Source organism: Alkalicoccus urumqiensis (assembly GCF_002993335.1).
GTDB classification, from domain to species: domain Bacteria; phylum Bacillota; class Bacilli; order Bacillales; family Salisediminibacteriaceae; genus Alkalicoccus; species Alkalicoccus urumqiensis.
Genome location: NZ_PVNS01000004.1, coordinates 176596 through 190389, shown reverse-complemented (window position 1 = coordinate 190389; position 13794 = coordinate 176596). Strand labels below are relative to the sequence as shown.

The 13794-nt window shown below is 50.6% G+C and carries 14 protein-coding genes; 10 read left to right on the top strand and 4 right to left on the bottom strand.

What is annotated here, in order from left to right; genetic code table 11:
• Positions 1–162 precede the first annotated feature (162 nt).
• The 6 genes from ppdK to C6I21_RS05640 all read left to right on the top strand — a co-directional run bounded on the left by ppdK (position 163) and on the right by C6I21_RS05640 (position 8749).
• Positions 163–2811, top strand: a complete 2649-nt coding sequence (gene ppdK, locus C6I21_RS05670) for a pyruvate, phosphate dikinase (RefSeq protein ID WP_105958484.1) — start codon at positions 163–165, stop codon at positions 2809–2811.
• A gap of 183 nt (positions 2812–2994) precedes the next feature.
• Positions 2995–3861: a DegV family protein gene (locus tag C6I21_RS05665; protein WP_105958483.1), complete on the top strand. Its 867-nt coding sequence runs from the start codon at positions 2995–2997 to the stop codon at positions 3859–3861.
• 513 nt (positions 3862–4374) lie between these two features.
• Positions 4375–5217 carry an NlpC/P60 family protein gene (locus C6I21_RS05660; RefSeq protein ID WP_105958482.1) on the top strand — a complete coding sequence of 281 codons (843 nt, stop codon included), beginning with the start codon at positions 4375–4377 and terminating at the stop codon, positions 5215–5217.
• A gap of 1141 nt (positions 5218–6358) precedes the next feature.
• Complete coding sequence (locus C6I21_RS05650) at positions 6359–7219, top strand: NlpC/P60 family protein (RefSeq protein ID WP_105958480.1); 861 nt, start codon at positions 6359–6361, stop codon at positions 7217–7219.
• Between the two features lie 205 nt (positions 7220–7424).
• Positions 7425–8066 carry an MOSC domain-containing protein gene (locus C6I21_RS05645; protein ID WP_105958479.1) on the top strand — a complete coding sequence of 214 codons (642 nt, stop codon included), beginning with the start codon at positions 7425–7427 and terminating at the stop codon, positions 8064–8066.
• Positions 8063–8749: an RluA family pseudouridine synthase gene (locus C6I21_RS05640; protein WP_105958478.1), complete on the top strand. Its 687-nt coding sequence runs from the start codon at positions 8063–8065 to the stop codon at positions 8747–8749. The genes C6I21_RS05645 and C6I21_RS05640 overlap by 4 nt, the downstream gene beginning before the upstream one ends.
• 52 nt (positions 8750–8801) lie before the next feature.
• On the opposite strand, the gene C6I21_RS05635 is transcribed toward C6I21_RS05640, so the two are convergent.
• Together C6I21_RS05635 and C6I21_RS05630 are read right to left on the bottom strand one after the other, a co-directional pair.
• Complete coding sequence (locus C6I21_RS05635) at positions 8802–9632, bottom strand: squalene/phytoene synthase family protein (protein ID WP_425352475.1); 831 nt, start codon at positions 9630–9632, stop codon at positions 8802–8804.
• A gap of 134 nt (positions 9633–9766) precedes the next feature.
• The gene (locus C6I21_RS05630) at positions 9767–10078 is read right to left on the bottom strand and encodes a thioredoxin family protein (protein WP_105958476.1); all 312 of its coding nucleotides are present in this window, start codon (positions 10076–10078) and stop codon (positions 9767–9769) included.
• Positions 10079–10211: 133 nt separating this feature from the next.
• On the opposite strand from C6I21_RS05630, the gene C6I21_RS05625 reads away from it, so the two are divergent.
• Positions 10212–10451, top strand: coding sequence for a ferredoxin family protein (locus C6I21_RS05625; protein ID WP_105958475.1), 240 nt, complete (start codon positions 10212–10214; stop codon positions 10449–10451).
• Positions 10452–10478: 27 nt separating this feature from the next.
• Positions 10479–10787 (top strand): HesB/YadR/YfhF family protein, encoded by a 309-nt coding sequence (locus tag C6I21_RS05620; RefSeq protein WP_105958474.1) that lies wholly within the window; start codon positions 10479–10481, stop codon positions 10785–10787.
• A gap of 121 nt (positions 10788–10908) precedes the next feature.
• Here the strand turns inward: C6I21_RS05620 and C6I21_RS05615 are convergent, their stop codons facing one another.
• Positions 10909–11790, bottom strand: coding sequence for an SDR family oxidoreductase (locus C6I21_RS05615; protein ID WP_105958473.1), 882 nt, complete (start codon positions 11788–11790; stop codon positions 10909–10911).
• Between the two features lie 193 nt (positions 11791–11983).
• Between C6I21_RS05615 and C6I21_RS05610 the strand changes: the two genes are divergently transcribed.
• Complete coding sequence (locus C6I21_RS05610) at positions 11984–12184, top strand: DUF2188 domain-containing protein (protein WP_105958472.1); 201 nt, start codon at positions 11984–11986, stop codon at positions 12182–12184.
• Between the two features lie 119 nt (positions 12185–12303).
• Positions 12304–12963, top strand: coding sequence for an adenine nucleotide alpha hydrolase family protein (locus C6I21_RS05605; protein ID WP_105958471.1), 660 nt, complete (start codon positions 12304–12306; stop codon positions 12961–12963).
• Here the strand turns inward: C6I21_RS05605 and nei are convergent.
• Positions 12951–13772 carry an endonuclease VIII gene (gene nei / locus C6I21_RS05600; protein ID WP_105958470.1) on the bottom strand — a complete coding sequence of 274 codons (822 nt, stop codon included), beginning with the start codon at positions 13770–13772 and terminating at the stop codon, positions 12951–12953. The two genes, C6I21_RS05605 and nei, sit on opposite strands and share 13 nt — an antisense overlap.
• Positions 13773–13794: the final 22 nt, after the last annotated feature.

Below are 13794 nucleotides of genomic sequence, written 5' to 3'. Positions count from 1 at the left end.
AAAAAACGATAACCGCAGCAAAAACGTCAATGTAATCATTAATAGAAAAAGGCAGATCGTGGACGAAAAAAGGGTTGTTATTCTTTTTAATGTGTTATACTATTTAATTATTAGAATGACACATTAAATTGAATGTGCCACACTTTTAAGGAGGTCCTGTTCATGACAAAATTTGTGTACGCTTTTTCAGAAGGTTCCCGTGATATGAAAAAACTGCTCGGCGGTAAAGGAAGCAATTTAGCAGAAATGGTAAAGATCGGTCTGCCGGTGCCGCCTGGATTTACGGTTTCCACCGAAGCGTGCCGGACGTATGATGAGCAGGGTCAGAAGCTGACAGAAGAGATTAAGACAGAACTCGCGGAAGCAGTACGGAGGCTGGAAAAAGATACGGGAAAACGGATTGGGGATACAAAGTCGCCGTTGTTTGTCTCGGTCCGTTCCGGGGCCGTCTTTTCGATGCCGGGTATGATGGACACGGTGCTGAACCTGGGTATGAATGATGATACTGCCCGGGCGCTCGCAGAGCAGACCGGCGAGCCGAGGTTCGCGCTCGATTCCTACCGCCGGTTTCTACAGATGTTCGGCGATGTCGTACTAGGTGTAGAAACGGAACGCTTTGAGCGGGAACTGGAACGATTCCGGGCCCAGCGGGGGTATACATCAGATCCTGAGCTGACTGCCGACGATTGGAAAACAGTTATTTCTGTATATAAGAAACTAATTGAACATCATACCGGCAGTCCATTCCCGCAGGATCCAAATGTCCAGCTGCAGCTTTCAGTGGAAGCCGTTTTCCAGTCCTGGAATAACGAACGTGCGGCTGTCTACCGGAGAATGCATGGCATTCCGCATTCGCTGGGAACGGCCGTCACGGTACAGAGTATGGTTTTCGGCAATCTCGGGGATACGTCCGGAACCGGTGTGGCGTTCACAAGGAACCCTTCCAATGGAAAGAAAGAGCTGTACGGGGAGTACTTAATCAACGCCCAGGGGGAGGATGTTGTGGCAGGTATCCGTACGCCGCAGCCGATCCGTACGCTGCATGAGGCAATGCCGGATGTCTATGATTCCTTCGTCCGGGTGACGGATAAACTGGAGCATCATTACCGGGATATGCAGGACATTGAATTTACGATTGAAGACGGGACGCTTTACATCCTGCAGACGAGAAATGGTAAGCGGACCTCTCAGGCTGCGCTGCAGATTGCGGTGGACATGGTGGAAGAAGGAGTGCTCACAAAGGAAGAGGCGCTTCTCCGCGTCGACGCCGATCAGCTCCATCAGCTGCTGCACCGCCGCATTTCCGGAGACAATAACCTGCAGGCACTCGCGAAAGGGCTGCCGGCATCTCCAGGCGCTGCAAGCGGCAGAATGGTCTTTTCAGCAGATGAAGCAGAGTCCTGGGCAGAAGCCGGGGAGAAAGTGATTCTCGTCCGTCCGGAAACGACGCCGGATGATATTCACGGCATAATTTCCGCAGAAGCGGTCCTCACCACCCGGGGCGGAATGACAAGTCATGCCGCCGTTGTAGCCCGCGGTATGGGGAAAACGTGTATCTGCGGCTGCGAAGCGGCAGACGTGGATATCAAAGCAGAGACAATGACGATCGATGGCACGATGCTGAAAAAAGGAGATGTCCTGACGCTTGATGGCGGGACAGGCGAAGTGTTTTCCGGGTCACTCCAGATGGAAGAGCCGGAAATGTCGCCGACGTTCCAGCTCCTTCTCGGATGGGCGGACAGTACCCGCCGGATGAACGTAAGGGCTAATGCGGATAACGGAGCAGATGCAGCAAAAGCAGTAGAATTCGGCGCGGAAGGGATCGGTCTCTGCCGTACGGAGCACATGTTTATGGACCCGGCCCGGATTCCTGTCGTGCGCCGCATGATTCTTGCGGATTCGAAGCGGAAACGGGAAGAGGCACTGGCCGAACTGCTCCCGATGCAGCGGCAGGATTTTGAAGAGATATTTGAAGCAATGGAGGGACGTCCTGTCACGATCCGTCTGCTGGATCCACCGCTTCACGAATTTCTCCCGGATAAAGAAGAGCTTCTTATTGAAGTAACAACACTGGAACTAACGGGAGATGCCCCGGAAAAGCTTGCTGAAAAAAAGCAGCTTCTGGATGCAGTCAAGCACTTGGAAGAAGCCAATCCGATGCTCGGTCACCGTGGCTGCCGCCTCGGTATGACGCACCCGGAAATTTACGCGATGCAGGCGGAGGCCATTTTCCTTGCAGCCGGTCAGGTCCATGCCAAGCCGGAAATTATGGTGCCGCTCGTCAGCCATGTAAATGAGCTGAAGGCCGTCAAAGCAGTGATCGAGCGCGAAGCAGAGCGGGTGCAGAGAGAAACGGGGGTTCACGTGGATTACACGATCGGTACGATGATCGAAGTACCGCGTGCAGCCCTTACAGCGGCAGCCATCGCGGAAGAAGCAGATTTCTTCTCCTTCGGGACCAATGACCTGACACAGACAACGTTCGGATTCAGCCGTGATGATGCAGAGGGCAAATTTCTCCGGCAGTACGTCGATCAGGAGACGCTTGAATACAATCCGTTCGTCCGCCTAGATGAAGAGGGAGTCGGGCGTCTGGTGGAAATCGGCGCACACGACGGACGCTCGGTGAAGCCGGAATTGAAACTAGGTATCTGCGGGGAGCACGGCGGAAACGCAAAGTCGATCCACTTCTGCGAAACAAAGCAGCTTGATTATGTCAGCTGCTCGCCGTTCCGTGTGCCGGCTGCGAGACTTGCAGCTGCACAGGCAGCCATTATGCATCAAGCAGAAAAAGAAGTGCAGCCATCCTGACTATTTAACCGGTAACGCGGGAGTTCCTCCTTGAGGAGCTCCTGCTTTTCTGCCTATCCAGATTAAACGGAGGGAGCCGGTTTCCGAACTTTTTGTGAAATCGGTGCAGGATGTTACAAATGTCAATGGTATTAGAGCGCGGGAACGGTTACACTGGAGGGAAATGCAGGAGAGGATGACATCATGACAAAAGTCGCTTGGGTTACAGACAGTACAGCATATCTGCCGGAGGACCTGATCAAACATCCGGATGTTTATGTGCTTCCACTCGGTATAACGTTCGGCACCGAGGTGCTCGAAGACGGAATCGATATTACGACCACACAGCTCTATACAAGGCTCAAGGAATCCAAAGAAGTGCCTAAAACGTCCCAGCCGCCGGCAGGAGCATTTGCTTCTCTTTACGAAGAACTGAAAAAAAACTATGATTCCGCCATCGCCGTGCATATTTCCGGCAACCTGAGCGGAACGCTGGAAAGCTCGAGACAGGGAGCGGATATCGCTGCATTTCCTGTCCGTTTTATTGATTCGCGTTCGATGTCGTACGCGATGACGACACTGATCTACCAGGGAATGCAGCTTCTTGAAACGGGCGCTGAACTGGATGAAGTAGAGCAGAAGCTGAATGAAAATGCGGCCCGCTCGGAAAGCTATATTCTGCTCGGAAGTCTGGAGCAGTTCTACAAAGGCGGACGGATGTCCGGCGCTCAGTATTTAATCGGCAATCTGTTAAAAATTAAACCGATTATTACGATCGATTCTGCCGGTACCTTCCAGCTGTTTCAAAAAGTACGTTCGGAGAAAAAAGCACTCCGCCGCATGATGGACCTTCTGGCGGAAGCTTATGAAGATGGCAGAATGAAAAGCATGCAGGTGCTTCACGGAAACATTCCGCAGAAAGCAGCTGAAGTCAAGCAGATGATCCACGAACGCTATCCGGATCTTCACGTAACAATGGGAGAAATCAGTTCAACCATCGCTGTCCATGCCGGGGAAGGAACGCTTGCGTTTCTCTGGCAGAACAAGAGCGGCAGCAAGTCCACGGGGTGAATAACAGCCCATCATGTGTTCCGGGTGCCTGCGCAGAAGCGCAGGCACTTTTTCTGTCTGCAGCAGTCTCCAGGCTTCACGCTCACTCAGGTGGTGCTCGACCTGGAGAAAAGCAGCTGTCTGGCTGATATACATATCGATGTCTTTACGCATGAAAGCCTCTCCTTTTTATATTGACTGGAACTAAAGCGCGGAATAGAACAGTGAAACGGTGGTAACTTTCTTATTATTCAGGAAAAGTATTATGCAAAAATTCAATATTTCACCAGCATTTTAACAAGTGTGCAATAAAGATAACAGCTCGAAAAAACGTTGATTTATCAACCGTTTCGAAAGGGTCTATCCACAATCTCAAAGAATTTGAAAGAAAATTTGTAACAACGTGTTATGTGAATAACATCATATTGTTATCGTACTGTAATCATTTTTCCGTCTCATCCATGCTACACTAATCCTCGTTGAGAAAAATATAGGGGCAGTTACAAAAATTCTTTGTGGTGGAGGATCATACATATGTTAAAAAAATGGGGCATTTTCTGTCTCGCGTTTGTCCTTGCGGTCGTACCGTTTTTACAAACCGAGGAAGCAGCAGCATCAAGTACAGCAGATCAGGTTATTTCAGCAGGGAAATCACAGCTTGGAACACCGTACCGCTGGGGCGGAACGACAACGAGCGGCTTTGACTGCTCTGGGTTTACCGGCTATGCATTCGCAAAAGCAGGCATCGACCTGCCGAGAACAGCCGCGCAGCAGTATCAGGTAGGAACACCGGTAAGCAGATCCAACCTTCAGCCGGGAGATCTTGTCTTTTTTAACACTAGAGGCGGAATCTCCCATAACGGAATCTACATTGGCGGGAACAAATTTATTCACTCTTCTTCTTCCAAAGGCGTATCCATTGCAAGCCTCGGAAACGTCTACTGGTCTCCGCGTTACGTTGGGGCGAAGCGTGTGATTCAGGATCAGTCCAGTGAAGTTGCATCTGTGCAGAGCTCAGCGCCAACGTATGAAACAGCAAATGTTGTCGTAAACGGCGATACACTGAACACAGATCAGGACGCAGTTACAAAAGACGGACGTACACTCGTACCGATGCGTGCGATCTTTGAAGAAATGGGAGCCGTCGTGCAGTGGGATTCTTCTTCCAAGCGTGTTACCGGCCATCTGGACGGAAAGAAAGTAGCGCTCACGATTGGTAATAAGCGGGCGACAGCACAGGGATCCACGGTTACACTGGATCAGCCGGCAGAGCTTGTAAACGGACGTACCATGGTGCCGCTCCGTTTTGTCGGAGAGTCTCTCGGAGCCGTCGTTCACTGGGAAAACAGCAGCAAAACAGCGAAGATTTATCAGTAATCTTTTCAATGGGCAGGAGCACAGCGCTTCTGCTCTTTTTTATAGGGTAAGAATGTATAAAATTCAAAGCCTCATTCAAGCAGTTATGCCAAGGGCGGCAGCATTTCAGTGTTCTGTGACATTTACCGTTTGTTTCTGTTGATAGAGCTTCTCCGCTTTTCGGCAGAAGCTTGCCGTGGGCTTGTCTTCCAGCCGGACGCTATTAGCACGGCTGCATCGCATGAGTGGAGCCGGCCTTTGGTTTGAGCCGCAGGGCAGCGAACTTCTGCCATGCGGCGCGGCCGCGCGGAGCCATGCTTCTTCAATCGAAGCATTGTCCAGCTCCAGCGCCCACTCGCTCGAGGTTCCTTCACCCCTGCCGAAGAAAGCAAATAGCAGCTTTCGTCGGCAGGGCTTCCAGGACTGGTCGCTCGTAACCAGGGCGCTTCCGCTTTTCGGGCGACTGCGCTTGATCCCACCGGCGTCTCTGCCGAACGCTCCGAAGCGTATTAGAATTAGGAAGAAGAACAGATGATCCGTAGCAGGGTCGATGTCTATAAGGCAATACCGTTTCTTTTTTGCCTGCCGAAACCGGAAGCCGTCGACTCCGGGAGGATCCGAACGAGGCGAAAATCCATGCCGCGGTCAGCGGCTGAGAGCGCGAGCGGAGCCGGCCTTTGGTTTAAGCCGCAGGACAGCGGTTTTCTGTCCTGCGGCGCGGCCGCGCGAAGCCGTGCTTCTTATAAATAAAAGGAAGCAAGCTATAGCAGTTTGACTTCCCTCCGGAACGCGTACGGTTGCAGGTGCAGGCAGAAAGCGGGTACCTATTCAACAAACGTCTCTTAGCTTTTAAGACCAGGCGGTTTCTGCCTGGTTTATTTTAATTTACATAAGACTGCAGGTTCTGTTCAAGGAATGCATCGAAACCATCCTGCAACAAAAGACCCTGCATTATATAAGTCAAATGTTGTGTGATTAAATGCAGACGAAGTTTTATTCCCGATTGTTACTAAATAAAACGTCCTGTAACCGAATGTTAAGGTTTTAACATCGTATTGTTACATAACTGTAATCTTTCTGGCAGTTTCTCATGGTACACTGATTCCTGTGAGAAATTGTAGAGAACGTTAAAAAACTTTAATTTGCTGGGGGAGTCATTGGGATGAAACGAAGTATTGGGATTCTATTAATTGTGGTAATGACGTTTTTAGGAGCATTTGCACCATCTGCAGGAGCCTCTTCGACTGCGGACGAAATCATCGCTGCCGGTGAGCGGCACATGGGAACACCGTACCGCTGGGGCGGCACAACCCCAGCTGGATTTGACTGCTCTGGATTCACGGGCTATGCATATAAGCAGGCGGGAATCGACCTTCCGCGGTCTGCGGCACAGCAGTATCAGGTAGGAACACCGGTTGCTAAGTCAGACCTCCGCCGCGGCGATCTCGTTTTCTTTGATACACGAGGCGGCCCGACACATAACGGTATTTACATAGGCAACAACAAGATGATTCACTCTTCGTCTTCAAAAGGTGTATCCATCGCGAGTCTTGACAATGTCTACTGGAAGCCGCGCTACATTGGTGCCCGCCGCATCATTGAAGAACAGCGCAGCGAAGTCGCTTCTGTTGCTTCAGAATCAAAAGCACCACAGGCAGCTTCCTCCGGACTGAAACCAATTGACGTTTCAATTAACGGAGCAGCACTTCAGAGCAGCCAGACATCTCTGAAGACGCCGGCAGGACGCACGCTCGTACCGATGCGCTCCATCTTTGAGCAGCTAGGTGCTACCGTAACATGGGATGGCGCTACGAAACAGGTAACCGGCGTTCTCGGTGATCAGACAGTGGAACTGATGATCGGAAGTGCGGATGCAAAAGCTTCCGGTAAGCCGGTCCGTCTGGATCAGGCAGCAGAACTTATCAATGGAAACACGATGGTACCACTCCGCTTCGTCAGCGAATCACTCGGTGCGAAAGTGGACTGGGACAGCGTCAACAATGAAGTCGTCATCACCCGGTAAACATATATGAACCCTCTGTCCGGACTCCCCCGGCAGAGGGTTTTCGTTGTTTTTGGAGAATGACGTGCGGTAGAAGTGTATGCTGCATGAGCGTTTCCTGTGATATCTCGGATAGAAAGGCTGCCTGGAAGCGTCGTTTTTCCCGTGGTATGTTAAACTAAAGCGGAGCATATATAATAGAAGAAACAGGACAGGGAGGAAGCCGATGAAACTGCGTTATGTACAGGTGGGAAAGCCTCAGGAAGTGGTGTGGGACGGCAGACCGCTTTATACCGCCATGGAAAAATACCGTGTGAATGGGAAGGTGTATTTAAGAAAACATCAGCTGGAAGGGGATAAGCAGGCAGACGATGTCAATCACGGAGGCCGGGACAAAGCTGTCTGTCTCTACCCGGTGGAGCATGTGCCGTACTGGGAAGAAGTACTTCACCGCAAGCTTCCGGAAGCGCCGTTCGGGGAAAATTTTACGATGGAAGGCATGCTGGAAGAGGAGGTCAATATCGGTGCGCAGTACCGGGTCGGGGAAGCGCTGATCGAGATTACACAGCCGCGGATGCCGTGCCATAAACTGGCGTCCAGATATGAAGCGCCTTCGCTCGTGAAGCAGGTGATGGACACCGGATATTCCGGATTTTATGCGAAAGTGCTTGAAGAAGGTGCGGTGGAAGCCGGTGATGCCGTCACATTCGTTCAATCCGGAGAGCAGGGAGTGACTGTTGCAGAGGTAAACCGTGCAAAGCATGATCCGGATGCAGAAGCGGCACTCATCGCGCATGTGCTTTCGGAGAAGGCGCTCGCAGCCGTATGGCGGGCACCGCTGGAAGCGAAACTGGAGAAGCGCCGATGAAAATTCTATATGAAGACAATCATTTAATTGCTGTGGAAAAACCGGTAAATATTCCGGTGCAGGAAGACGCCTCCGGAGATAAAGATTTATTTACGATGGTAAAGGAAGACATTAAGGAGCGGTACCAGAAGCCGGGGAATGTGTACTTGGGATTGATCCACCGGCTGGACCGGCCGGTAGGAGGTGTGATCGTTTTTGCGAAAACGTCGAAAGCGGCTTCCCGTATGTCTGACCTTATCCGCAGACAGGACCTGGAGAAACATTATACTGCGGTCGTGCGCGGTGTGCCGGAGCCGCCGCAGGGACGGAAAACGGATTATCTTTACAAGGATCGTCAGAAAAACCAGGTCTACGCCGTGGATAAATCGCATGAGGAAGCAAAAAAAGCTGTACTCGATTACCGTCTTGCAGGAACCAGCGGCGGACTGAGTCTCGTGCAGATTCAGCTGGAAACCGGGAGATCCCATCAGATCCGCGTGCAGATGGCAGAGCTCGGTGTACCGCTTTACGGTGATCAGAAGTACGGCAGCCGGGTGAATAAACCGGGGGAGCAGATTGCTTTGTGGTCGACGGAAATGGGCTTTACACACCCAGTGAAAAAAGAATGGGTGTCCATTACGTCACGGCCGCCTGATGAAGATCCGTGGAATATTTTTTATGACGCCGGGATGCTGCACCGGTAATACAAAAACAGGCGGAAGCATCCGGATGCTTCCGCCTGTTACGTTTACACAGCTATTTTGAATCACTGGTGATCTGGGCGACGGTATCTTCTACTTCTGCGCGGGACATTTTCTCCCGTCCGTCGCGGAGTGCATTTAACGTCTTCCGGGCAAGGGCCAGTGGAATCCGGCAGAACAAAAGAATAGATTTCGTATCGATATCCTTCATATACTCGAGACCGTCATCCAGGTTCTTCTGCGCATAGTCAAAGGCTTCGTCCGTTGACATGGAATCTGGAAGAAAGGAAACGCCGCGCTCACGGTCTTCTTCCACGTTGCGGAGAATGTTGACCATCTGCAGCCCCCGGCCGTAGCCGACAGCGAGATCGCGGTCTGTTTTTGTTCCGTTGTGCCATTCCCAGATGTCTGAAAGCATCACGCCGACGAGACCGGCTACGTAATACGTATAGTCGTCGAGATCTTCAACGGTTTCTACGTTCCAGTTTTTTGACGCCCATTTACTCATGCCTCCGGCCATTTCTGCAGTGAACGCTTTTACTTTGTCTGTGTAGCCGGCCGGACAGGTATCAAGCCAGTCACCGAGACGCAGCGCTACTTCCGGCAGGTCTTTTGCTACAGGAGCAAGCAGCGCGTCGTATTCTTTCTGCGCGAACGGGCCCGGGGATTCCAGCAGCTTTTCGGTTTCTTTTAAAAGCAGAGCTTTCGTCTCGGATGCGAGGACCGGGCTGTCTTCAATTTCATCGATGGCGCGCATGCACAAATAGGCTGAAGCGACCGTCTTTTTTAACTCCGGGTTCAGCATCGTAATCGGTATATAAAACGTCCTGCTCGTATCCTTCAGCATTTTCATGGCTTCTTTCTGCTGTTGCTTCTCCGTCTGCACGGTGGACATCCTCCTTTGGCATGATGCCTGTTACAGGCCCGGCACACATGCACACTTGTCCTTACAGTATAGCGAAAAAAAGCCGTTATATCTATTCCTGTAACAGAATTGTTGCCGGATCACGGAAGAAATTTCTACTCTTTCCACTGATCAAGAACATGCTCGAGCTCATCCATCCGAATGAAACGGGCTCCACGCCATTTTTCCCTTCCATGATAAAAGAAGAGTACGACCGGTACGGTGAGTATTTCAAGCCGTGCAGCAAGCTCTGGATAGGTATCTGCAGAGAGTTCGCGAAATGAAGTTTCAGGATACACTTCACTCAAGTCTTCCACTTTCGGCCGGAGCGAGTGACATACGGAACAGCCGTGGCTGCTGACATAGAGCAGTACACGTGCTTGTTCCTGGATTTCCGTGTCGAGTTCCTCCAGTGTGATCTGTTTCATTATTATATGCCTCCTTTATACGTACGGCAGATTTCTTTTATTTTCCACCGTATTCGAAGTGGAAGTCAATGTTTTAATACTGATGAAGAAAGGGAATAGATCAGGTACCAGATCATAAAGGAGGATGCACACCATGGCGTTTGTAATCACCAGCCCATGTGAGGGTGAAAAAGCAGGAGAGTGCGTCGATGTCTGTCCGGTTGACTGCATAGAAGAAGGAAAAGATCAGTATTACATTGACCCGGATATCTGCATAGACTGCGGCGCGTGTGTCGTTGTCTGTCCGGTGGATGCCATCGTTGACGAGCATGAGATGCCGCCCGGCGAAGAGCAGTATTTGACGAAAGCAGAAGAATTCTTCCAGAATAAATAATGAAGAAAGCATAGAGGGAGGCCCGTCGTGAAACTGACCATTACCGAAGAAGCAGCATCCTGGTTTAAAGATCAAGTGGAACTGGACGAAGGAGATACGATAAAGTTTTACGCTAAATACGGCGGTTCCAGCCCGATACAGAGTGGCTTTTCGCTCGCGTTCACACCGTTTGAAACGCCGGATAATCCGGGTGTAAAAACAGAGACATCAGGCATTACTTTTTTCGTCGAGGAAACCGACATGTGGTACTTTGACGGCCATGACCTGACGATAAGGTATAATGAAGACAAAGAAGAAATTGACTATGATTATGAGGATCCTGAGAAAGATTCCTGATCCTAAAAAGAAGTCCGCTGCAGTTCAGCGGGCTTCTTTTTACGACTGCCGGATTTCTTCTGGAATAGCTGCGGCTGGTACGTTCCCCTGCCGCAGCTTTACGAAAGTCTAAAATGCAGGATCAGCCGTTGACGACGGTACCGCCGTTTACATGGATGACCTGACCCGACACGTAGGAAGAGTCATCAGAGGCAAGGTAGATGTAACTTGGTGCCAGTTCTGCCGGCTGTCCGGGGCGCCCCATCGGACTCGTTGTACCGAACTCCTCAACGGTATCCTGTGGAAAAGAAGCGGGAATGAGCGGTGTCCAGATCGGTCCCGGAGCTACACCGTTGACACGAATGCCTTTGGAAACGAGATTCTCTGACAGAGAGCGAGTCAAGGCAACGAGGGCTCCTTTTGTTGCTGCATAATCCATGAGTACCGGCATGCCTTTGTACGCAACGATCGACACCGAGTTAACGATGGTGCTTCCCGGCTCCAGATAATCAAGTGCTGCTTTTGTCATATGGAATGTGCCGAAAACATTCGTCTGAAACGTCTGCTCCAGCTGTTCCGTGGAAATATCCCGGAGGTCTTCGGCAAAATGCTGTTCTGCAGCGTTGTTGATCAGGGAGTGAAGGCCGCCGAACGTATCCACCGTTTGTTTGACGGCATTACGGCAGTGGGCTTCATCACCGATGTCCCCATCCATGATGAGGCAGGAGGCTCCTTTATCTTCCACTAGTTTTTTCGTCGTTTCCGCATCTTCATGCTCGTTTTTATACGTGAAGGCAACATTGGCTTCTTCCTTCGCACAGGCGATGGCTACGGCGCGTCCTATGCCGCTGTCACCGCCGGTAATAAGTACCGTCCGGCCTTTCAATTTTCCGCTGCCGTGGTAATCCGGATCATCAAAAACCGGCATTGGATCCATTTCCTGATCTTCGAGTCCCGGCTGCTGGCGCTGTTTCTGCTGAGGCTGTCCTTCTGTCTGCAGTTTTTTTACTTCTTCATAGCGCATGTTCGATCTGCCTCCTTCTATTTCGTTGATATAATGAAGGTATTGCCAATTTCATGCAGAATTAAACGGAACGTATATAGATGAGGGAATTATTCCTAGAAAACAGAACAATGCCTGTTCCTTAAAAAAAGCTGTTTGAGAGAATTTCATTCAGGTAATAGAGAAACTATACCCAACAAAAGGAGATGAAAGCATGCGCGAATATTCCGTACGACCAAACAAAGATGCAAGCTCATGGATGGTGAAGGTGGAAGACGTAGCACCGGAAACCTCTTTCGATCAAAAAGATGAAGCAATCGAGCATGCAGAGCAGATGGCAAAAGAAAAAAGCCCGAGCCGCCTGCTGATTTATAACAACAAGCAGGAACTGGAAGACACAAGAGATTATAAATAAAAAGAAGCTCCGTGCAGGCAGTCCGTCTGCCGGAGCTTTTTTACAGTCAACGACGCTGAACTTTGTCAGGTTCAGAGGAAGACGTTTTTCATTATGGAGGAATCAAGGGGGAAGAATCAGTGAAAAATGAGAACGTGCTTGTCTGCGTATCCAATCATCATAACGCTGCACCGCTGATCGCACGCGGCATGCAGGAAAAGAAGGCTTTTCAAGGAGAATGCTATGTGCTGCATGTGTATGAACCGGATGAAGGTGACAATCTGGAGAGTGTCCAGCAGCGGGATCATATACAGGCAGCGGCCGATGATGCAGGTGCCGTCATGATTTTTCAGCCGCGTAAAAAGGGATGCCGGATTTCGGAAATGATCGGAGAAACGGCGCGGCGTAATGAAATAGAGCATCTTATTATCGGTCAGACAGTTAAAAGCCGCTGGGATTTAATGATCCATGGCTCGCTCGTCAATGAATTGTTCCACGAGCTCGATGACGTGGACGTGACGATCTATAAAGTGAAACGCACCTCTGCAGAAACAGAGGCGCAGCATGACAAAGGTGTGCCGGGGTATTTATACAAAGATGGAAATACGTATAAAGTAGCTCTTTCTGATAAGCCTTTTTCGACATGGGAAGGGACGTTTTATCAAAACCTGCATACGGACTTCCGTACCGGTACATTTAAAGGAAAAGTCGGGGAAGAACCCGTTGTGCTTCATGTCATTCAGGGTGAAGTGGCTGAACAGCACCACGACCGCCTCACGCGGATCATTCAGGAAGACTGACAATAGGGACAGTAATACAGGCGGCGTGATGCTGCCTGTATTTTTTCAATCGGCGAGCCGCATTCCCGGCATGAAAGAGAGGCGCGCGCAAACACATAGTGCCGGTACTGCTGTCGTGTCTGTCCCTGACGCTTCAGTTCTTCTGCGAGCTGCAGATTATTGGTAATGCCGCCGCTTTGATACGCCTGTTCAGTGAGGCGGATCATTTCTTCCGCTGCTTTAAAAAGTTTTTCATCCGGTGTGTCGGCAGGCCGCCATTCCGGGGAAAGCCCTGATGTGAACATGATTTCGCTGCGGAGGTAATTGCCTGTCCCGCATACAAAGGACTGATCGAGCAGCAGCGAGCTCCATTTCCGCCGGTAAAAGGAAGCGGACTGTATTCGTTCATACAAAAGCTCCGCCGTGACGGGATCACTGAGTAAATCAGGTCCTGCCTTCTGGAGAAATGGATGATCGGAAAGCTCCTCTTCCTGCATAACAGAAATATCGGATGCGCTGTACAAAAGAGCCGATTTTTTCTCATTATGCAGAGCCAGACGCAGCTGGCGGTTTGTTTTCGGATAATTGTATGCATTGCGGATCATCCATTTCCCGTAAAGCTGGTTGTGGGAATAGATGACCCAGCCATGATCAAAGCGGGTGAGCATGGCTTTCCCTTTCGTATCTACGTTCGTCACCTGAGCCCCCTGCAGGATGGATTCATAACCCTGGAGACGGTCCAGTCCGAAGCTGACATCCAGCATAGTCCGGTGCTGAAGTGCTTTTTCCACCTGATCTGCGGCCCATCTGATTTCCGGTCCTTCCGGCATCTGCACTCATCCTTTCTACATA

Excerpts from the sequence above, each read along its gene's own strand:
- C6I21_RS05645 (WP_105958479.1), top strand. The coding sequence starts at position 7,425 with ATGAAACTGCGTTATGTACAGGTGGGAAAGCCTCAGGAAGTGGTGTGG.
- C6I21_RS05660 (WP_105958482.1), top strand. The coding sequence starts at position 4,375 with ATGTTAAAAAAATGGGGCATTTTCTGTCTCGCGTTTGTCCTTGCGGTC.
- C6I21_RS05665 (WP_105958483.1), top strand. The coding sequence starts at position 2,995 with ATGACAAAAGTCGCTTGGGTTACAGACAGTACAGCATATCTGCCGGAG.
- C6I21_RS05615 (WP_105958473.1), bottom strand. The coding sequence starts at position 11,790 with ATGCGCTATGAAGAAGTAAAAAAACTGCAGACAGAAGGACAGCCTCAG.
- C6I21_RS05630 (WP_105958476.1), bottom strand. The coding sequence starts at position 10,078 with ATGAAACAGATCACACTGGAGGAACTCGACACGGAAATCCAGGAACAA.
- C6I21_RS05640 (WP_105958478.1), top strand. The coding sequence starts at position 8,063 with ATGAAAATTCTATATGAAGACAATCATTTAATTGCTGTGGAAAAACCG.
- ppdK (WP_105958484.1), top strand. The coding sequence starts at position 163 with ATGACAAAATTTGTGTACGCTTTTTCAGAAGGTTCCCGTGATATGAAA.
- C6I21_RS05650 (WP_105958480.1), top strand. The coding sequence starts at position 6,359 with ATGAAACGAAGTATTGGGATTCTATTAATTGTGGTAATGACGTTTTTA.
- C6I21_RS05625 (WP_105958475.1), top strand. The coding sequence starts at position 10,212 with ATGGCGTTTGTAATCACCAGCCCATGTGAGGGTGAAAAAGCAGGAGAG.
- C6I21_RS05610 (WP_105958472.1), top strand. The coding sequence starts at position 11,984 with ATGCGCGAATATTCCGTACGACCAAACAAAGATGCAAGCTCATGGATG.
- nei (WP_105958470.1), bottom strand. The coding sequence starts at position 13,772 with ATGCCGGAAGGACCGGAAATCAGATGGGCCGCAGATCAGGTGGAAAAA.